The following is a 20,032-nucleotide window of genomic DNA, read 5'->3' as shown; positions in this document are numbered from 1 at the left end:
TTAAGTTATTTATTTAAGGAAGGAGTCAGACAAATGACACAGTTAAAAAATAAAAATACTCATAGTATGGATAAAGTTAGATCTTTTATTGCAATTGAAACAAACGAAGAGTTAGAAAGTTCGTTGAATGAGCTCATTGAAAAACTCGAAAGAATGGGCTTTAAAGCTAATTGGACAAGAACCAAAAATATCCATTTAACTCTTTTTTTCCTTGGAGATCAAAAGATGGAAAAAATAGCTGAATTAGCATACAAAATAGGGGAAAGAGTTTCAGGATTTCCAACCTTTCATTTCAATATAAATAAGATTGGATACTTTGAAAATTCATCCATTCCTAAGGTATTGTGGTTAGGGATAGAAGAAGAACAATCATTAATAGGGTTAAGTGAAGAAATAAAAAAAGTTCTTAGTATATCAAATTTAGAATTTAAAAATGATATCTTTGTACCTCACATAACAGTTGGAAGAGTTAAATCGAATCCAAATCATTGGAGAGAATTGATCAAAACCATTAATTTTGACCAAATTAGGGTTTATGTCAATTCCATAGGAATATATTCTTCCGAACTAACACGCAAAGGACCTATATACAAGAAACTTTACACGGTTGATTTTGAAGGAGGCGTCATAATTAATGGATAAAAACGATACAAATAGTACAAACGAAAACGGAAAAGAAGTTTTATTGGAAAAGCTAGTTAAAGAACTAGAAAAAAGTCATGGTTCTGGTTCAGTAATGATAATGGGAAAGGGTTTAGACAATAGAAATATCTCTGTTATTCCCAGCGGAATTCTTTCTCTTGATATTGCTTTAGGGATAGGAGGATATCCAAGGGGTAGAATTATAGAGATATATGGAAATGAGTCATCGGGGAAAACCACCTTAGCTTTACAATCATTAGCAGAAGTCCAAAAGTTGAACGGGATAACTGCTTTTGTAGATGCTGAACACGCCTTGGATATAGAATACGCAAAAAAATTAGGTGTAGATGTCGACAAATTAATAGTTTCACAACCGGATTACGGAGAACAAGCACTTGAAATTGTTGATTCTTTAGTTAGATCGAATATTGTAGATTTAATCATTGTAGATTCTGTCGCGGCTTTAGTTCCAAAGGCTGAAATAGAAGGAGCAATGGGAGATTCTCACATGGGACTTCAAGCTAGATTGATGTCTCAAGCTTTAAGAAAACTGGCAGGAAGTATAAGCAAATCTAAATCTATAGTTATTTTTATCAACCAAGTTAGAATGAAAATCGGAGTAGTTTACGGGAATCCAGAAACTACTACTGGAGGTATTGCTCTTAAATTTTATTCAACAATAAGAATTGATGTGAAAAAAGGTAGCCCCATTAGAGAAGGAAAAGAGCAAATTGGAAACGAAACAACATTAAAAGTGGTAAAAAATAAGGTTGCTCCACCTTTCAGAGAAGCGTCAGTTGATATGATATTTGGTAAGGGTATAGCAAAAGAAAACGACATCTTTAACCTTTCTCTACAAGAAGGTTTAATTCAAAGAAAAGGGGCCTGGTTTTCTTACTTTAACGAAAAAGGTGAAGAGATCAGTATTGGACAAGGAAAAACCAACTCTGTAGATTATCTTGTTCAAAATCCTGATATTCTTGATTACTTTGAATACACTATTAGAAAGAATCACGAGTTAACAATACCAGAAGCCCTTATAGAGAAGTTTGAAAAATCCTCATCAAAAAAACAGATAAAGAAAAATGAAAAAGATACGAAAGAAAACTAAACTTGATGAAGAAGCTGCTGTGAGAACTGCATTGAATCTAATTAAGTATCGTTTGCGATCAGAAGAAGAATTAAAAAAACGTCTCATTGAAAAGGGATATGGTATTGATATTGTTAATAAAGTAATTGAAAAAGCTAAAAAAAGTGGACTTGTTGATGATAAGTTATTTGCTTATCTCTATGCTTATGATAAGTTAACTCTCGATAAAAAGGGACCAATGTTTATTCAACACAAACTTAGAGAACTGGATGTTGATGATTATTTAATATCCGATGCTTTAGAAAGGGTTAAAAGTGAAGTAGATTTGATTGAAATTGCTACGGAATTAGCAAAATTTTATTATGAGAAAAAACGGGACATTCTCAAAACTAAAGATTATTTGTATAGAAGAGGTTTTGAGCCAGACATTATAAACTGTGTTATAGAAAACTTGAGAGGTGATTAAGATTGGAAATATTGGTATATATTATTCTTGCTGTTGCTATTTTTATTGTTTCTTTTCTTTTAGGGATTGGCATTGGGAATAAAAGAGTTCTCTCTTCCTTAAAACAGAAAAAAGAAGAGTTGGAAAGCGAGATAAGAAATAAAGAGAAAGAAATAGAAGAAAAATTAGAAAAAGCAGAGGAAGAAGCAAAAACATTAAAACAGAAAGAACTTGTAGAAGCAAAAGAAGAGATACATAAATTGAGACAGCAGTTTGATATGGAAGTAAAACAACAAAAAGAAGAGTTAAAAGCTACTGAAGAAAGATTGATAAAAAAAGAAGAAAATTTAGACAAAAAAGAAGAAAATTTGGAAAAATTAAAGGAAAAACTCGAATCACAACATGAAAAAGTAAAAACTTTAGAAGTCCAATTGGAAACAAAATTGAATGAAATCGCAAAAATGTCAGAAGAAGAGGCAAAAGAGATAGTTATAAACGAAGCTAGAGGAAAGTATGAGACAGAAATTGCTCAAAAGTTTAAAGAAATAAAGGATCATTATGAAGAAGATTCCAAAAAGTACGCTAGATGGGTTATAACTACAGCTATTCAAAGATACGCATCCGATATTACTAACGAAATTACTACGTCTACCGTATCCCTGCCAACAGACGATATGAAAGGTAGAATAATAGGAAGAGAAGGAAGAAATATTAGAACATTTGAAAAGTTAACAGGAACTGATTTAATAATCGATGATACACCTGAAATGGTGGTAATATCTTCTTTTAATCCTTTGAGGAGAGAGATTGCGAAAAGAACTTTAGAAATGCTTGTTGCAGATGGAAGAATTCATCCTGCTAGAATAGAAGAATTATATGAAAAATCAAAAAAAGAAATTGAAGAATACATTAAAGAAGTAGGAAAAGAAGCAGTAATGAGGGTAGGAATAAAGCAGCCTCATATGGAAATTGTAAAGCTTCTTGGGAGGCTCAAATTCAGAACGAGCTATGGACAAGATGTATTGGAACACTCTATAGAGGTATCTCAATTTGCAGGATTAATGGCTAGCGAACTTGGTTTGAACGTTGAATTAGCAAAAAGGGCAGCTCTTTTGCACGATTTAGGTAAAGCAATAGATCACGAGGTAGAAGGTTCACACGCTTTAGTAGGTGGGCAGATTGCTAGGAGGTATGGAGAGAAGTTGGAAGTTGTCAACGCTATTCAATACCATCATAACGAAGTCGATCCTATGACTCCTGAGGCGGTGTTAGTAGGAGCAAGTGATGCGTTATCAGCATCAAGACCTGGTGCAAGGAAAGAAACGTTAGAAAATTATATAAGAAGAATAGAACAATTAGAAGAAATCGCAAAATCCTTTAGGTACGTTGACAAAGCCTATGCTATTCAAGCAGGGAGAGAGTTAAGAATAATAGTTCAACCTGATAAGGTTGAAGATGAAATAGCTGAAAAGTTAGCTCATGATATCTCAGTTCAGATAGAAGAGAAGGTTCAATATCCAGGAGTAATTAAAGTAACTGTAATTAGAGAAAAAAGAAGTGTATCTTATGCAAGTTAATAGCTTTTAATTTAACAAAAATTAGGGATGCGATAACTGCATCCCTAATTTTACAATTTAATTCTACTTCCCTTCTTATCAGGTATTACTTCTATCTTAGTATTTATTCTCTCTTTTAACTCATTCACATGAGAAATTATTCCAACCATTCTTCCTGAAGTATTGAGTTGCATCAATACTTCTATGGCATTATCTAGAGAGTTTGTATCCAAACTGCCAAATCCTTCGTCAATAAATATAGTATCTAAGGTTACACCACCAGAATGATTTTGTACCACATCTGCCATTCCTAACGCCAAAGACAAAGCGGCTTTAAAGCTTTCTCCCCCAGAAAGTGTTTTTATAGGTCTTTCTTTTGCAGTATAGTTATCAAAAATTGTTATCTCCAAACCTTCTTTTCTACGGGCATCAGTTACATTTTTGGTTCTCAGCATTCTGTACCTGTTATCAGTTAATTTTTTAAGCCTTTGGTTGGCATATGATAATATTTCTTCAAAATAATAAGTTAAAACATATTTACTTAAACTTATTCTTGAATCGTTGTTCCCTACACTCACATCTCTAAGAACTCTAATTGTTCTATATTTTTTTTCAGCTTCTTCAAAATCTTTTTGTGTTTCCTCTATACTCTTTTGAGATTCTTTTAAACCCTTTTTTCTTTCTTCCAAGCGAGTTTGTTCACTTATTAAATTTTCTATATTCTTCTGAATAAGTTTAATTTCTTGAAGTATGGGAATCTCATCTATCTTTTGGAGATCCTTTGTCGCATTTTCGAGATCTTTTAGAATACTCTGTTTATCTTTTAATTCATCTTCGTATTCTCTTATTACCTTTTCTAGTTGATCAACCTCATTCATTTTGTCCTTTATTATTTGGTATTCTTCAAAGTTTTTAAGATTCATTTCTTCAATTTTTTGATTGAATATTTTTTCAAATCTGATTGCCTCTTCTTGATAAGTAGAAACTAATTCTTTGAGGGTTATAATGTTACCTTTTAAAGTATTTATTTCTTGGGATATTACCTTGTATTTCTCTGTTTTTTCTTGATATTGAGTTTGAGTTTTTTTAACGAAGTTTTCTTTCAGAATTATTTCTTTCTGAATATCTTCCACAGTTTTATTTAAGATTTGCTGGTTAAGATTTTTTATCTCTATAGAGAGCTCTATCTTTTTTTTGTTCATCTCATCAACTGTTTTTGTTAATTCTTCATTTTCTATCTCTAATTCTTTTATCTTTTTCTTGATAAAGATGATTTCTTCTTTTGTTTTTTTTATCTTATTATAAATATTTAATTTTTCTTTATATTCATTTTCTAATATATATACCTCGTTCTGTTTAGCTTTTAAAATATCTTGTAAGTGAAAAGATATTTCTTCATCTTTCTTTGGAGAAAGTTGTGCCTCTTTACATATTCTTAAGTATTCATGATCAATATGTGACGATAACTCAGAATATTTTTTTGATATTTCATCGTACATTGACAGAATTTTAGCTCTTTCTTCCTCTTTTTTTTGTATCTCTTTTTCTAAATCTCTTACCTCTATTTCTGTTACCGTTTGATGATGAGGTTTCGCTGGTGAAGGATGAAATGTTGCTCCACATACTGGGCAAGGTTCGCCTTCTTTAAGTTTTGAAGCAAGTATATAAGCTTGTGAGTTTATAAACTCTAGATTCTTATTTTTATACGCTTCTTTCAGTTGATTAATTTCATGATCTTTTTCTTCAATCTTTTTAAGGATGTCATTGTATTTTTTCTTAACCCTTATAAATTCGGAGTTATCCTCAAAAAGTTTATTTGTTGAAGTGATTATTTTTTTTAGATTTTCTACTTGGAATTTTAAAATCTCCGGGTGAATATCCTCGTTTTTTTCTATGAACTCTTCATTTTTCTCAAGCAAAGTTTTGCCTGTTAGAATCGCTTCTTTAATCTTTGATATACTTTTATTTTTTAGGCTAAGAGCTGTTTCCAAATCTTTTAACTGTTTTTGTTTATTTTGCATTTCTTCTATCTTCGGTAATTTGTCGTTTAACTCTTCAATTTCTTTCTGAATACCAGATAGTTGTTGATAATCTTTTTCAAGGGTTTTAAGAACTTTCTCTAATGTTTTTTCTTCTTTTTCTTTTTCAAATAATAAAATTTTATGGTGTTCACTTTCTTTTTTTGCTTTCTCTAATTTTCTTTTTGCTTCAACAAGCTGGTCTTCATAAGGAATTATTTTTTCAACTTTTTGGACTTTTTCTAATACAATTTTCTTTTTTTTAATATTATCTTGGTTTTTTAAAAGCTCATTTATTTCTTGTTTTATGTTTTCTTTTCTATCAATTAATTCGTTGTTTCTTTTTATTTTTTGAAGTTTAGTATTTAATTCATCAACTTCTTTTTTATTTTTATTTTGTTCTAGAATCTTTATTTTTATTAACTCTTGGTTTTTTTGGATCTCTAACAATATTAAATCAAATACCTTTTCTATGTCTATACTTTCTTCTTTGATTAGATCTTTAAAACTCTGTTCTTGTATATTTAGGTTTAATATATAATTTTTAATTCTTTCTTTTTTTAATTTTAGTTCATCAAGAATATCTTTATAAACTTCATCTATCTTATTTTCAAACTTTTCATAGACACTTATATCAAATATCTTTTTGAATATTTCTTCCCTTTCGTTCGAATCAGCTAATATAAATTTTCTAAACTCACCTTGAGGTATCATCATTATTTGCTTGAATTGATAATAGTTTAGTCTCAAATACTCTTCTACTTTTTCTGTAACCTGTTGAACTCCTTCTGTTTGAACTATTAATTTCTCATTTTGGTATACTTTTATATTGGCCTCTGGTCTATGCTCCGTTATTCCTTCCCCTATTTTTTTCTTTCTTTCATAACGAGGTGATCTGTATACTTTAATTCTTTTATCTTTCAACTGAAATTCAAATTCTACATAAGTATCTTTACTTTCATCTGCAAAATCGGATCTAGCGTTAGAATCTCCTCTTTCTCCCATAGAACCTGTACCATACAGTGCATAACATATCGCATCAAAAATAGTTGTTTTACCCGCTCCAGTTGGACCAGATATTAAAAATAAACCTTCGTTTTGTAATTTTGTAAAATCTATCTCTTGTTCTTCCAAGAAAGGGCCAAAAGCCTGGAATTTTAAGTTTAGAGGTTTCAACTTTCATCACTTCTCTCTTTTATTACTTCTTCAAATATTTCTTCTACTTTTCTTTTTTCTTGAATAGACAACTCTCTTTTTTTTACTTCTTTAAAAAAAATCTCAAAAATTTCTAAAGGAGATATATCATTTACATTTTTGTCCAATGAAAATATGTTTTCTGAAATTTGTTGGTTTGGAAACTCAAGGGATAAAACGTTTGGAAATTTAGCCCTTAATTTGTATATCGCATCAAAAATCGGTTCTTCATCTTCTAAGACGATTTGCAAATAATTGTCGGATGGATTCTTTTTGATTATTTCTTCAAACATCCCTTTAATAATTTTCATTTCTCTGATAGGATTGAAGCTTATTTTATCTATTTCAACATTTCCCTTTTCCTTCATTTTAACAATATTCATGCCCTTTATGTGGTTTACTTCACTAAAAGAATACTTAAGAAGTGAACCAGAATAGTTTATATTTTCATTTTTTACTTTTTGTGGGCGGTGAAGATGCCCCAAGGCCACATAGTCAAACTTATTAAAAACTGAAGGTTCAACATATTCACTGCCACCTATTGATAACGGTCTTTCTGATTCACTTTCTTCCGCCCCCATAACATATTCGTGAGCGATTAAAATATTTCGCTCATCATCTTTAACCTTCATATTGTCTATATAGTATTCGATAACCTGTGTCTTGTTTTCAAAATCAGTTTTAAAGAGTTCTTTTGCCCTTTGCATTTCAACGTATGGAAGTAAGTAAAAGTTAACTGGTCCATATTCATCCTCAAAGGTTATCTTTTTTACTTCTTTTTTCAAAGTTCCTTCTATGTGGAGATTCATTCCTGAAAGGATACCGTTTAAGAATTCAAGCCTTTCAGAACTATCATGATTCCCTGATATAATTAAAGTCGGTATTTGCATTTCAAGAACAATCTTTGAAAGGACTTCATTCAACAAACTAACTGCCTCGGAGGGCGGTACTGCTCTATCGTATAAATCACCAGATATAATCAAAAGATCAGGGGAATTACTGTGTAGGTAGTTTATGAACTTATTCAAAATAAATCTTTGATCCTCGGTCATATAATTTGAGTAAATTATTTTTCCAAGATGCCAGTCAGCGGTATGTATAAATTTCACTTGTTTTTACCTACCTTGCATATTTCTTTAATTTAGTTATTTTTGATCTTATAAAAAATTATACCATAGAAAAGGAAGATTGTTTTTTTAAGAAATAACTACTATTCGATCTATTTGAAAAAATGACCAATTTAGATATTTCTTATTTTTATTCGTTTGTAAAGAATGATATAATTGTAATGAAAAAAATTTCTTTGTTTCTCCCGCAAGATAATCTCAAGAGTTTTCAAAACAAAGTTTGGGAGGTTTATATGATGTTGAAAAAAGTCAAAGAATTTTATGATTTTTCTCGGAGTCAAATTTTGAAACAGGTTCTTGAGAATAACGGTATACAGGCTTTTTTAAAATCTTCTATAGGAATAGGCGGAGAGTATTTTGGTGAAGGTGTAATTTACGATATTTATGTTGAAGAAGAGGATTTTGAAAAGGCTAAACAAATAATTATAGGGTTTAAAAAAGGAGGCGAAGAATTAAACGAGATGAAAAAAACACCACTATATAATAAACATAAAGAACTAGGCGCTAAGTTAGGTGAATTTGCAGGATGGGAGCTCCCTTTGTGGTATTCTTCTATTATAGATGAACATCAATCAGTACGAAATAATATTGGTGTTTTTGATGTCTCTCATATGGGAGAAATTCTTATAGAAGGGTCTGAAGCTGAAGAATTTGTTGATTTTTTGATAACAAATAACATTAAGAAAATAGAAGCAGGAGATATAATTTACTCTCCAATGTGTAACGATAATGGAGGTATAATTGACGATCTTTTAGCGTATAAGTTTAGCAATCAAAAGGTTTTATTGGTCGTAAATGCTTCTAATACAGAAAAAGATTTTAATTGGATTAAGAAACATGACGATAAATTTGATGTTGATGTTCAGAATGTTAGTGATGAATACTGTCAGATAGCTTTTCAGGGTCCAAAGGCTCAAGAGCAGTTACAAAAATATTTAACTAAAATTAATTTGGATGAAGTAGATTATTATACTTTTAGAGATATTGAAATAGATAATAAAAAAGTTATTATCTCTAGAACCGGATACACTGGAGAAGATGGTTTTGAACTTTATTTGCCTCCAGAAATTTCTGTAAACGTTTGGGATAAACTTTTAGAATTAGCTCAACAAGTTGATGGTAAGCCTTGTGGGCTTGGCTGTAGAGACACTTTGAGGTTTGAACCTAAAATGTTATTGTATGGTAACGATATGGATGATAATACAACTCCATTAGAAGCGGGGTTAAAATGGGCGGTTGATTTTGATAAAGATTTTATAGGGAAAGATGTACTTTTAAATCAGAAAGAAACAGGAATCAAAAGAAAGTTGGTTGGCATGGAAATACTTGATAAGATGCCTGTAAGACACGGTTATGAAATATACGACGAGTCTAAAGATATAAAGATTGGCTTTGTAACAAGCGGTGTTAAATCACCAACTTTGAACAAAAATCTTGCATTGGGTTACGTTGACAAAGATTTTTCAAAAATAGGCACAAGGATATATATAAAAGCTAGAAATAAAATGTTGGAAACAGAAATAGTAAAAACTCCTTTCTATAAAGGCAGTGTTAGAAACAAAAAAATATAGTAATATACAAAAAACGAAAGAGGTGAAAACATATTATGAATAAATTCCCTTATTTGCCTCATACTGAAAAAGATGTAGAGCAAATGCTTGAATTTTTGAACATAGAAAGTATTGATGAGTTGTATGAAGATGTTCCGCATTTATACAATTCTACATTGAATATACCTTCTAGTATGAGCGAGATAGAAGTTAAAGAAAGACTTCAAGATTTGGCTAAATTGAATAAAAACATAGAAGATTATGGGATATTTAGAGGCGCAGGAATTTATAACCACTATATACCTTCTGTTGTATATCAAATCGCTTCCAATAGAAACTTTTTAACTGCATATACACCTTATCAAGCCGAAGTTTCTCAAGGTACTCTACAGATGCTTTATGAATATCAAAGTTTAATTTGTGAGCTTACTGGTATGGAGGTAGCTAATTCATCGATGTATGATGGCGCCAGCGCATTAGCAGAAGCTGTGTTGATGGCAAAAAGAATTAATGGCAAAAACAATGCTTTGGTTTCTAAATTAGTACATCCCGAATACCAAGAAGTAGTCAAAACTTATATTGAAGCTCAAGAGATGAAACTAGAAGAAGTAAATTATATTTCTCAAACAGGGCAGGTTGATATCGAAGATTTAAATTCAAAAATTGATGAGAATACTTCATGTGTTGTTGTTGCTTATCCCAATTTTTTTGGTATAGTCGAAGATTTGAAAAAAATAAAAGAAAATATTCCTGATAATGTAATTTTTATAGTTACAACGTACCCTATTTCTTTAGGACTTTTAGAAGCTCCTGGAAAGTTTGGGGCTGATATTGTTGTTGGAGAAGGACAGTCATTAGGTAACCATCCATCTCTTGGAGGACCAGGTCTAGGTTTCTTTGCCTCAAAAAAGAAGTATATAAGAAAAATGCCAGGTAGAATAATAGGAGAAACAGTAGATCAAGAGGGGAAACGAGGATTCAGTATGGTTTTACAAACAAGGGAACAACATATCAGAAGGGAAAAATCGACTTCAAATATATGTTCTAATCATGCTTTTAATGCTCTTTTGACTTCTATATATATAAATGTAATGGGTAAACAAGGGATAAAAGAAGTAGCCGAACAAAATTATTATAAAGCACATTATTTAGCAAAAAAATTAATAGAAAGTGAGAAGTTTGAACCGGTGTTTGAAGGACCTTTTTTCAACGAGTTTGTTTTAAAAAGTAAGTTAAATGTTGAATTTTTAAATAATAAACTTTTAGAGCAAAATTATTTTGGCCCATTACCGTTAATGAAATTTTATCCTGGAATGAAAGATCAAGTTTTGTTTTGCGTAACGGAACTAACTAAAAAGAGAGATATCGATTTTCTTTGTTCATTTTTGGAGGGATTGGTATGAAATTGATATTTGAAAAATCTGTCGAAGGTAGAAGGGCATATTCTTTACCTGAATTAGATGTTGAGAAGACTGAATATGATATTCCGGAACATTTAATCAGAAAAGAGAATTCTAACCTACCTGAATTATATGAAGTTGATATAGTAAGGCATTACAATGAATTAGCAGCTTTAAATTATTCAGTTGACAAAGGGTTTTATCCACTAGGATCTTGTACAATGAAATACAATCCTTTCTTAAATGAAGAAATAGCTTCATTCAAAAACTTTATAAAATTACATCCATATCAGGAAGAAGAAACGATTCAAGGAACTTTGGAATTAATGTATGATTTACAAGAATATCTCAGAGAAATAACAGGTATGGATGCAATTACTTTACAACCCGCCGCAGGTGCCCACGGTGAACTTACGGGCATGTTGATTATTAGGAAGTATCTACAGGATAACAATTTAGGATATAAAAATGAAGTTATCATTCCTGATTCAGCTCATGGAACTAACCCTGCTTCTGCTGTTATGGCAGGATTTAAGGTAGTTCAAGTAAAATCAAATGACGAGGGAAGGGTTGATTTAAAAGATCTACAATCTTTAGTTAACCAAAATACGGCTGCAATTATGTTAACTAATCCGAATACTTTAGGACTTTTTGAAAAAGATATATTGGATATATCTGATATGATACACAAGAATAAAGCATTGCTGTACTATGATGGGGCAAATTTAAATGCTGTTATGGGGAAGGTTAGACCTGGAGACAACGGGTTTGATGTTGTTCATCTCAACCTTCATAAAACGTTTTCTACTCCACATGGAATGGGTGGTCCTGGAAGTGGTCCTATTGCCGTAAAATCCTTCCTGAAAGATTACTTGCCAAAACCTATTGTTTCTAGAAAAGATAGCGGAGAATTTTATTTTGAATACAATATTCCAAACAGTATAGGCAGAGTTAGATCTTTCTATGGTAACTTTATTGTGATGTTAAAAGCTTATGCTTATATTTTAAGTATGGGAAAAGAGGGTTTGAAAAAAGTTAGTGAATTAGCTACTTTGAACGCTAATTATTTAAGAAAGAAACTTTCTAACTTTTTACAAATAGCTTATCCAGATATTTGTAAACATGAGTTTGTAATTAAAGGGAGTTCTTTGAAAGAGTATAATGTTACGACTTTGGATTTCGCAAAAAGGATGTTAGATTATGGAATACATCCTCCCACTGTTTATTTTCCTCTTATAGTCGATGAAGCTATGATGATTGAACCTACAGAAACAGAGAGTAAAGAAAGCCTTGATAGAATTGCGGAAATATACGAAAGAATTTTTAAAGAAGCAAAGAGTTCACCTGAAAAACTGAAGGAAGCTCCTACCAAATTACCTATAAAAAGACTGGATGATGTTAAAGCAAATAAAGAATTAAAAGTTAAATGGGAAGGTAATTAGAAAAATAGTGAGGCTTAAGCCTCACTATTTTTATTACTACAATCTTTACAAATTCCAATTAAATTGACTTCAACTGAATCAACCTTATAGCCAGATAATTTTTCTTCAACTATGTTCTTGAAATTTATTAAATCTTCTCTGTTAAGAATTGAATTATCATCAATCTGTACATCCCATATTTTTTCACATTTTCTACAAATAAAATGGGCATGAGGTGTAATATTAGCATCATATCGAATTTTATTTTGAAGCATAATTTCTTGAACTAAACCGGCGTTTTTAAAAAGTTTTACTATATTATATACTGAAGTAAACGAAACTCTTTTTCCGCTTTTTATTAAATTTTGATGTAGTTCGTCTATTGAAGGATGATCAGTGGAATTAAAAAGCTTAATTGCTATATAGAGTCTGTTCGGTGTTACTTTTATCTTTTTATTCTTAAGTATTTTAACAACATCTTCTTTTTCATATACTGTCAATTTCATCACCTAAACTTTAACTTTTGAATTTAAATTTATTATAGCACAAAATTGTTAAATGAGTTATTCATTTTATATTTGAATTAACAAAAGTGTCAAAAAACAAGTGATATAATAAGAAGGTAGTTCCTATTCAAATTAGATAATTAAATTCGCTAAACGGAGAATTAATTAAATCTAGAATTTGGAAAAATTTAGGAGGGGTACCAATGTCCAAAATAAAAAGGATTGGATTGATAACCAGTGGTGGAGATGCTCCTGGCATGAACGCAGTTATTAGAGCGGTTACAAGAAGCGCCGTTGTTGAAAATATAGAAGTTTATGGATTTTTGAGAGGTTATGCAGGAATTCTAGATAAAGATTATAAAAAGTTTAATTATTCAGATGTTGGTGGAATTATGGAAAGAGGTGGAACAATCTTAAGAACTGCTAGAGTTCCGGAGTTTAAAGTACCAGAAGTTAGAAAAAAAGCAGCTGATAATCTGAAAGATTTAGGGATAGATGCATTGGTTATTATTGGTGGAGAAGGAAGTTTGACGGGAGGAAAACTTTTATCTGACGAACAAGGAATTCCAGTCGTAGGAGTTCCTGGATCGATTGATAACGATATTGCTTACACCGATATGAGTATAGGAGTAGATACTTGTTTAAATACGGTTATCGATGTTCTTCAAAAATTAAAAGACACTGCTTCATCTCATGAAAGAGCTTTTATTGTTGAGGTCATGGGAAGAACCTCTGGTTACATTGCTTTGATGACGGGACTTGCTATAGGTGCTGAGGCTGTTATCATCCCTGAAATTCCTACAGATTATGATTCTCTTGCTGAAAAAATGTGGGAAGAAAGGAAGCGCGGAAAGATTAATTCAATTGTTGTAGTAGCAGAAGGCTCCGCAAGTGCTTATACGGTTGCAAGGCATCTTGAGAATAGAATTGGTTTTGAAACTAGAATAACAATCTTGGGACATATTCAAAGAGGAGGGTCTCCAAGTGCGTTTGATAGAATATTAGCTTCAAGAATGGGGAATGAATCTGTAAAATCTCTTATAGAAGGCGAATTTAATGTTATGATTGGGCTAAGTAGAAACGATCTTATAAGAACACCTATCGAAAAGGTGTTAGCAGAAAAAAAATCTTTGGACTTAGAGATAGTAAAATTAGCTAATATTTTATCTTAGAAGATAAAATTTCTTATAATGATGTTTTTAGGAGGATAATTATGAACAGAAAACTCAAAAATAAAAAAACTCGAATTGTTTGCACTATAGGACCAGCTACAGAGGAAGAAAAAGTTCTTAAGAATTTAATTGAGAACGGGATGAATGTTGCCCGTTTAAATACGTCCCACGATTCTATCCAGGATCACGAAAAAAGAGTTAAATTATTGCAAAAAATAAGAAGAGAATTGAATATTCCTTTAGCTATATTATTGGACTTAGAAGGCCCGAAAATAAGAACAGGCACTTTTGATACGGATAAAGTCACATTAAAAGAGGGCCAAGAATTTGTTTTAACCAGTGAAGATATAGTTGGTAGTTGTGATAAAGTTAGCATAAATTACAAAGAATTACCAAAAGAAGTAAATAAAGGGGATAATATATTATTAGATGATGGAAAGATTAGACTAGTAGTATCAGAAACAACTGAAAAAGAAATAAAAACTAAAGTTATAACAGGAGGGACCATTGTCGGTAGAAGAGGGATAAACGTTCCTGGTATCGATATAGGAATGCCTCCTTTAACTGAAAAAGATATAGAATATTTAAACAAAGCTGTGGAGTGGAATGTTGAATATATAGCACAATCATTTGTTAGAAAGGCTCAAGATATAACTGAAACAAAGAAAATTCTAGCAGGATTAGGAATGCCCGATCTTCCGGTGATTGCAAAAATAGAAACTTTGCAGGCTCTAGATAACTTAGAAGAAATTATCAAAGAATCAGACGGAGTTATGGTAGCTAGAGGAGATTTGGGAGTAGAGGCGCCAGTTGAACAGATCCCATTACTACAAAAAAGAATAATAGAAATAGCGAACACAATGGCAAAACCAGCTATAACTGCTACTCAAATGTTGGAAACCATGATTAACAATCCATTTCCCACAAGAGCAGAGGCTACGGATATTGCAAATGCTATTTTAGATGGAACAGATGCAATTATGTTATCCGGTGAAACATCTATAGGTAAATACCCAGAAAAAGCAGTAGAAGTTATGAGCAAAGTTGCTTTCGAAACTGAAAAGATGTTGGATGAATATTTGTACAAGTTTGATTATTCAACTTATGGGGGAGGAGATCCTTCAACAAACGCTATTACAATGTCTGCTGTAAAAATGGCAGAACAGCTTGGTATAAATGTAATAGTTGCTACTACATACAGTGGTTATACCGCAAGAGCCTTATCCAGATTTAGAAGAAACTCCAAAATCATAGCCGCTTCACCAAGATTAACAACTTATCACAGGTTGGCATTGGTATGGGGTGTAACACCTGTAATAATGAGAAAGTTCACCGATACAGACAATATGTTGGAGAGTGTAACGAATATAGTTAAATCATTGGACGTTGTTCTTCCAGGTGATAATATAATTGTAACTGCAGGTATCCCTTACGGTTTTTCTAGTAAAACTAATCTTTTAAAGGTACACGAAGTATAAATTAGTAAGAAAATATTGATTTAAATAATTATTGAGGTGAATTATATGAACGATAAAAAAGAATTAACTCCAAAGAAAGTTGTAGAAGAATTGAATAAGTATATTATTGGCCAAGATGATGCTAAAAAACAGGTTGCCATAGCTTTAAGAAACAGAATAAGAAGGCTAGCTTTACCTGATGAAATAAGAAAGGACGTAATTCCAAAAAATATCCTGATGATCGGTTCAACAGGTGTTGGAAAAACGGAGATAGCAAGAAGATTAGCTGAAATAGCAAACGCTCCTTTTGTAAAAGTAGAAGCAACAAGATTCACTGAGGTGGGTTACGTGGGGAAAAACGTTGAAAGCATGGTCAGAGAGCTTGTTGATTCATCTGTTAATATGGTGAAAAAAGAAATGATGGAAGAGGTAAAGGAAAATTCTCAAAGGATGGTGGAAGAAAGAATAGTCGAAGCTTTAGTTCCAGTTAAGAAAAAGTCAAAACGCCAAGCCAATCTGATGGATGTAATGCAACTTTTCAATCAAGGTAATGAATATATTAATCAAGATAGTACTAGCTATGAAAAAGAAGATGAAGATATTCAAAAAAGAAGACAAGAAATACGGGAAAAACTAAAAAATGGTGAGTTGGAAGACTTAGAAATCGAAGTTGAAGTTGAAGAACAATCATCCCCTATGTTTGCCGGGCTTGGACCAGAGTTTGAAGATATGGGGATACAGTTTGGAGAGATGTTTCAAAATCTGATGCCAAAAAAGAAAAAAAGAAGAAGGATGAAAATATCAGAAGCAAGAAAGGTCTTAGAACCTATAGAAGCAGAAAAATTAATAGATCAAGATAAGATGGTTCAAGAAGGCGTAAGTAGAGCAGAAAATAAAGGTATTATTTTTATAGATGAAATTGATAAAGTTACATCCAAAGGAGGAAGTTCAGGTCCGGATGTTTCTAGAGAAGGAGTTCAAAGAGATTTGTTACCGATAGTAGAAGGAACAACTTTGGTAACAAAATATGGATCAATCAAAACTGATTATATTTTATTTATTGCAGCAGGTGCATTCAGTGAATCTAAACCATCGGATTTGATTCCAGAGTTACAAGGGAGATTTCCGATAAGAGCAGAACTTTCAGACTTAACTGAGGAAGATTTTGTAAGAATTTTAACTCAGCCAAAAAATGCTATATTAAAACAGTATCAATACTTGTTGGAAACAGATGGTGTAAATGTAGAATTTAGCAAAGATGGAATAGAAAGGATAGCAAATATAGCTTTTGAACTGAACGAAAAGGTTGAAAATATTGGTGCAAGAAGGCTTTATACAGTCGTTGAAAAGGTGCTTGAGGAAGTATCTTATGAAGCTCCAGCAACAGGAGAGTGGGAAGTAAAAATAGATAAAAACTATGTAGATTTGAGATTAGGTAAGGTTTATGTGAATGAAGATCTCAGAGAGTATATATTATAAATTTTCTATATTAGCTTAATTATACGGAACACCTATTCTGGTGTTCTGTTTTTATTAAAATATCAAAATCTAATAACATAGGAAGTGGAATTATATGAGAATTAACAATTCTAAAAATATAATTATTATAGGTTGCGGAAGGTTGGGTTCGGAATTAGCTATTAGATTGAGTAAAACTCATAATGTGGTTGTAATTGATAAAGAGGAAAGTTCCTTTGAAAGATTAGCAAGAAGAAATTTCATTGGTTTTACAAAAGTAATTGATACAAACGATATGGAAGCATTAAAGAACGTCAATGTTGAAAAAGCAGATATGATTTATATAGTTACACCAGATGATAATTTGAATTTTATGCTAGCTTATGGAATAAAAAAGATGAAAGAAAATATAAACTTGGCGGCTAGGGTTAACGATCCTATAAAAAAAGCTATATTCATCAAAGCTGGTTTAAATTTGTTTTGTCCCATAGAAGATTCAGTGATTGAATTAGTTGAAGAGTTAGAAAAGGCGGTTGGTACAAATGAGTAGAACATTTTATATTATTGAAGGGAAAACTTTGGCTTATTCACTAGCAAAAAAATTGTTGTTATTAGGAAATGAAGTCTATTACGTTAGTATGAACAAAGACAATTTAGAGATTTTAGATGGGTTAAAAGTTAATTTCCCTTTATTAGAACTTGTAAAACAGGATCCAACAGACATCAAATGGATAGAAAATCTAGAACTTAGCAAGAAAGTTGAAGCGCTAATAATTATTTCTGATGATGATGCCCTCAACTTTGTAGTATCCTGGTCACTAAGACAATATTACGAAAACATTAAAATCATCTCTTTGGTCAATGCAACAGAAAACGAAACTATTTTCAGAGGAATTAATGTTGAAACACTCGTACCAATTTCTTGGATGCAGAAATTGATAGAATCTTCTTTAATACATGAAGAGATCACCGATTTTTTTAATCCATATATGGAGAAATTATCTATCTTGGAATTATCTATAAATGAAAATAATGCATCTGTTAACAAGAGTTTGAAAGAATTGCATTTACCACAAAATTCTATAATAGGAATAATAATAAGAGAAGATGGAAAGATGATGGTGCCTCAAGGAAATACAGAAATACAAGCAGGGGATAGATTAATTGTTTTTGCTTTAAAAGAGCAAGTGGAAAAAGTTAAAGAAACTTTGAAATCGAGGTGATTAAGTGCCTTCATATAAATATTTTTTGAAGTTAAGATATAAAACTATTTTTAGAAATACTGGAAGTATTATTATTGGTTTGGGCGTTTTGATTTTAATAGTAGGATTAACTGCATTTATTTATGACACTCCTAAGGATTTTTTGCCTTTTCTAAGCAGTAGCTTAATTACTTTTACAATTGCATTTGTTTTTAGATTTTTTGGGAAAGGAGAAAGAAAAAAAGAATTAAATACTCAAGATGCCGTAGTTACCGTTTTTTTCGTTTGGACTTTAGCAATTTTTTTGTCTTCGTTCCCTTTTATTTTTTCTGGACTGTTAAATTTTTCTCAAGCTGTCTTTGAATCAACAAGTGGATGGACGACTACAGGATTATCTATGTTTTCAGATGTTGAATCATTACCAAGAACGGTATTAATATGGCGGTCAGTCATGCAATTTGTTGGGGGTGCAGGCTTTGCAATAATAACCGTAATTGTGGTTGGTGCGATGGGAGTAGGAATATACCAGGCTGAAGGGAGATCAGATAATTTAGTCCCTAACTTAAGGGAATCAGCCAAAATTATACTTAGAATATATTTGGCATGGGCATTAATAGGGGTTATACTCTTAATGTTGATAGGAAAACTATCTTTTTTTGATGCTTTTAATCATACTTTAACCGGTCTTGCAACGGGAGGATTCTCTACCAGGAATTTTAGTATCGGTAGTTTTGGTAGTTTACAAGTTGAAATAATAATCATGGTATTAATGATTATCGGTGGAACAGGATTCGGGGTTCACTATGCGGCTATTATCATGGTTAGAAATTTTATAAGAAACAGAAAAGATTACAAATCAGGCAAGATTAGTTCTTTAGAGTTAAGAGAAAAGATAAAATCAGAACCATTTTTAAAAAACCCAGAACCAAAAACTATGCTTTTTATTTTGATCATTTCATTCGTCTTAGTTTTTAGTTTTACCACTTACCAGATTTATAACGCCGGTCAAGGAATTGTTCATGCTGCATTTCAAACTATATCAGCCTTAACAGGAACTGGCTTTTCGACCGTATCTTTTGCTTCATGGAATTTTTTGGGGTTATTAATTATTACTATATTGATGATACTTGGAGGTATGATGGATTCAACATCAGGTGGACTTAAACTTTTCAGGGTTTATATTGCTTTTAAACTCATATTAGACCAAATAAAGGACTTTTTCAAGCCATCAGGCTCCACCTTTTATATTGAAGTCTACAAAGGTGTTTCAAGAAAAAAAATAGATTTGCAATCTATAAAAAATGTGATAGTAGTATTTACTATGTACTTTATTACTTATTTTATTGGAGTTTTTGTTTTATTAGCTTACGGATATCCTCTACATGAAGCTCTTTTTGAATATGCCTCAACTTTATCAGCAGTAGGACTATCAGTAGGAATTACTTCTGGACAAGCCCCATTAGGGGTTATTTGGACACAAACTTTAGGGATGTATCTTGGACGTTTAGAATTTTTTGTCATAATAAATGCAATTATAAAAGTATTTAAAGATATTAGAGAGTTCTTTTAATTTTGTTTAATACTTGAACGACCTTTTGTTTTTCATATCTAAAAAACAAATTTAAGAAAAATAAAAATCCGTCTTATATTTTAGCTGCCCCATGTCAATTGGTTTAATGGCAACGTTTTATGCTGCAGACGGGGTAGTCATTTCTATTCCCCTTCCTCGAAGGGGTGGATGCAACGTTTTATGCTGCAGACGGGGTAGTCGGTTCTATTCCCCTTCCTTGAAGG

The 20,032-nt window shown here is 31.6% G+C and carries 16 protein-coding genes; 13 read left to right on the top strand and 3 right to left on the bottom strand.

Annotated features, from left to right (window positions below):
• Positions 1-33 precede the first annotated feature (33 nt).
• Genes thpR through rny form a run of 4 tightly spaced genes read left to right on the top strand, consistent with a single transcriptional unit; the run spans position 34 to position 3,754 of the window.
• The gene (gene thpR, locus PW5551_RS06805; protein ID WP_113075040.1) at positions 34-642 is read left to right on the top strand and encodes an RNA 2',3'-cyclic phosphodiesterase; all 609 of its coding nucleotides are present in this window, start codon (positions 34-36) and stop codon (positions 640-642) included.
• Positions 635-1,753 carry a recombinase RecA gene (gene recA, locus PW5551_RS06800; protein ID WP_113075039.1) on the top strand — a complete coding sequence of 373 codons (1,119 nt, stop codon included), beginning with the start codon at positions 635-637 and terminating at the stop codon, positions 1,751-1,753. The genes thpR and recA overlap by 8 nt, the downstream gene beginning before the upstream one ends.
• Positions 1,728-2,198 (top strand): regulatory protein RecX, encoded by a 471-nt coding sequence (locus PW5551_RS06795; RefSeq protein ID WP_113075038.1) that lies wholly within the window; start codon positions 1,728-1,730, stop codon positions 2,196-2,198. The genes recA and PW5551_RS06795 overlap by 26 nt, the downstream gene beginning before the upstream one ends.
• Before the next feature lie 2 nt (positions 2,199-2,200).
• Positions 2,201-3,754, top strand: a complete 1,554-nt coding sequence (gene rny / locus PW5551_RS06790) for a ribonuclease Y (protein ID WP_113075037.1) — start codon at positions 2,201-2,203, stop codon at positions 3,752-3,754.
• Positions 3,755-3,804: 50 nt separating this feature from the next.
• Here rny and PW5551_RS06785 read toward each other — a convergent pair whose 3' ends face one another.
• Together PW5551_RS06785 and PW5551_RS06780 are read right to left on the bottom strand one after the other, a co-directional pair.
• Positions 3,805-6,927: an AAA family ATPase gene (locus tag PW5551_RS06785; protein WP_113075036.1), complete on the bottom strand. Its 3,123-nt coding sequence runs from the start codon at positions 6,925-6,927 to the stop codon at positions 3,805-3,807.
• Positions 6,924-8,054, bottom strand: coding sequence for an exonuclease SbcCD subunit D (locus PW5551_RS06780; RefSeq protein WP_113075035.1), 1,131 nt, complete (start codon positions 8,052-8,054; stop codon positions 6,924-6,926). The genes PW5551_RS06785 and PW5551_RS06780 overlap by 4 nt, the downstream gene beginning before the upstream one ends.
• Positions 8,055-8,308: 254 nt before the next feature.
• Here PW5551_RS06780 and gcvT point away from each other — a divergent pair, with 254 nt between their 5' ends.
• The 3 genes from gcvT to gcvPB are packed head-to-tail and all read left to right on the top strand — an operon-like array spanning position 8,309 to position 12,464.
• Positions 8,309-9,643 (top strand): glycine cleavage system aminomethyltransferase GcvT, encoded by a 1,335-nt coding sequence (gcvT, locus tag PW5551_RS06775; protein WP_113075034.1) that lies wholly within the window; start codon positions 8,309-8,311, stop codon positions 9,641-9,643.
• A 35-nt stretch (positions 9,644-9,678) separates the two neighbouring features.
• Positions 9,679-11,025: an aminomethyl-transferring glycine dehydrogenase subunit GcvPA gene (gene gcvPA / locus PW5551_RS06770; RefSeq protein ID WP_113075033.1), complete on the top strand. Its 1,347-nt coding sequence runs from the start codon at positions 9,679-9,681 to the stop codon at positions 11,023-11,025.
• Entirely contained in the window at positions 11,022-12,464 is a 1,443-nt protein-coding gene (gcvPB, locus tag PW5551_RS06765) for an aminomethyl-transferring glycine dehydrogenase subunit GcvPB (RefSeq protein ID WP_113075032.1), read from the top strand. The genes gcvPA and gcvPB overlap by 4 nt, the downstream gene beginning before the upstream one ends.
• Positions 12,465-12,478: 14 nt before the next feature.
• On the opposite strand, the gene PW5551_RS06760 is transcribed toward gcvPB, so the two are convergent.
• Positions 12,479-12,949 (bottom strand): Fur family transcriptional regulator, encoded by a 471-nt coding sequence (locus PW5551_RS06760; protein ID WP_146738340.1) that lies wholly within the window; start codon positions 12,947-12,949, stop codon positions 12,479-12,481.
• Between the two features lie 212 nt (positions 12,950-13,161).
• On the opposite strand from PW5551_RS06760, the gene pfkA reads away from it, so the two are divergent.
• The 6 genes from pfkA to PW5551_RS06730 all read left to right on the top strand — a co-directional run bounded on the left by pfkA (position 13,162) and on the right by PW5551_RS06730 (position 19,808).
• Positions 13,162-14,121 (top strand): 6-phosphofructokinase, encoded by a 960-nt coding sequence (pfkA, locus tag PW5551_RS06755; RefSeq protein WP_370445934.1) that lies wholly within the window; start codon positions 13,162-13,164, stop codon positions 14,119-14,121.
• Positions 14,122-14,162: 41 nt separating this feature from the next.
• Positions 14,163-15,599 carry a pyruvate kinase gene (gene pyk, locus PW5551_RS06750; RefSeq protein WP_113075029.1) on the top strand — a complete coding sequence of 479 codons (1,437 nt, stop codon included), beginning with the start codon at positions 14,163-14,165 and terminating at the stop codon, positions 15,597-15,599.
• A gap of 45 nt (positions 15,600-15,644) precedes the next feature.
• Positions 15,645-17,057: an ATP-dependent protease ATPase subunit HslU gene (gene hslU, locus PW5551_RS06745; RefSeq protein ID WP_113075028.1), complete on the top strand. Its 1,413-nt coding sequence runs from the start codon at positions 15,645-15,647 to the stop codon at positions 17,055-17,057.
• A 94-nt stretch (positions 17,058-17,151) separates the two neighbouring features.
• The gene (locus tag PW5551_RS06740; protein WP_113075027.1) at positions 17,152-17,586 is read left to right on the top strand and encodes an NAD(P)-binding protein; all 435 of its coding nucleotides are present in this window, start codon (positions 17,152-17,154) and stop codon (positions 17,584-17,586) included.
• Positions 17,579-18,259, top strand: coding sequence for a TrkA family potassium uptake protein (locus PW5551_RS06735; protein WP_113075026.1), 681 nt, complete (start codon positions 17,579-17,581; stop codon positions 18,257-18,259). The genes PW5551_RS06740 and PW5551_RS06735 overlap by 8 nt, the downstream gene beginning before the upstream one ends.
• Before the next feature lie 4 nt (positions 18,260-18,263).
• Complete coding sequence (locus PW5551_RS06730) at positions 18,264-19,808, top strand: TrkH family potassium uptake protein (protein ID WP_113075025.1); 1,545 nt, start codon at positions 18,264-18,266, stop codon at positions 19,806-19,808.
• Positions 19,809-20,032 lie beyond the last annotated feature (224 nt).

Source organism: Petrotoga sp. 9PW.55.5.1 (assembly GCF_003265365.1).
Classification (GTDB): domain Bacteria; phylum Thermotogota; class Thermotogae; order Petrotogales; family Petrotogaceae; genus Petrotoga.
The sequence above is the reverse complement of the archived record's forward strand: the minus strand, read 5'-3'. Positions and strand labels throughout refer to the sequence as shown.

Bases quoted from the DNA above. Each gene is read 5' to 3' on its own strand.
- thpR (WP_113075040.1), top strand. From the start codon at position 34: ATGACACAGTTAAAAAATAAAAATACTCATAGTATGGATAAAGTTAGA.
- recA (WP_113075039.1), top strand. From the start codon at position 635: ATGGATAAAAACGATACAAATAGTACAAACGAAAACGGAAAAGAAGTT.
- PW5551_RS06795 (WP_113075038.1), top strand. From the start codon at position 1,728: ATGAAAAAGATACGAAAGAAAACTAAACTTGATGAAGAAGCTGCTGTG.
- gcvT (WP_113075034.1), top strand. From the start codon at position 8,309: ATGTTGAAAAAAGTCAAAGAATTTTATGATTTTTCTCGGAGTCAAATT.
- gcvPA (WP_113075033.1), top strand. From the start codon at position 9,679: ATGAATAAATTCCCTTATTTGCCTCATACTGAAAAAGATGTAGAGCAA.
- gcvPB (WP_113075032.1), top strand. From the start codon at position 11,022: ATGAAATTGATATTTGAAAAATCTGTCGAAGGTAGAAGGGCATATTCT.
- PW5551_RS06760 (WP_146738340.1), bottom strand. From the start codon at position 12,949: ATGAAATTGACAGTATATGAAAAAGAAGATGTTGTTAAAATACTTAAG.
- pyk (WP_113075029.1), top strand. From the start codon at position 14,163: ATGAACAGAAAACTCAAAAATAAAAAAACTCGAATTGTTTGCACTATA.
- hslU (WP_113075028.1), top strand. From the start codon at position 15,645: ATGAACGATAAAAAAGAATTAACTCCAAAGAAAGTTGTAGAAGAATTG.
- PW5551_RS06740 (WP_113075027.1), top strand. From the start codon at position 17,152: ATGAGAATTAACAATTCTAAAAATATAATTATTATAGGTTGCGGAAGG.
- PW5551_RS06735 (WP_113075026.1), top strand. From the start codon at position 17,579: ATGAGTAGAACATTTTATATTATTGAAGGGAAAACTTTGGCTTATTCA.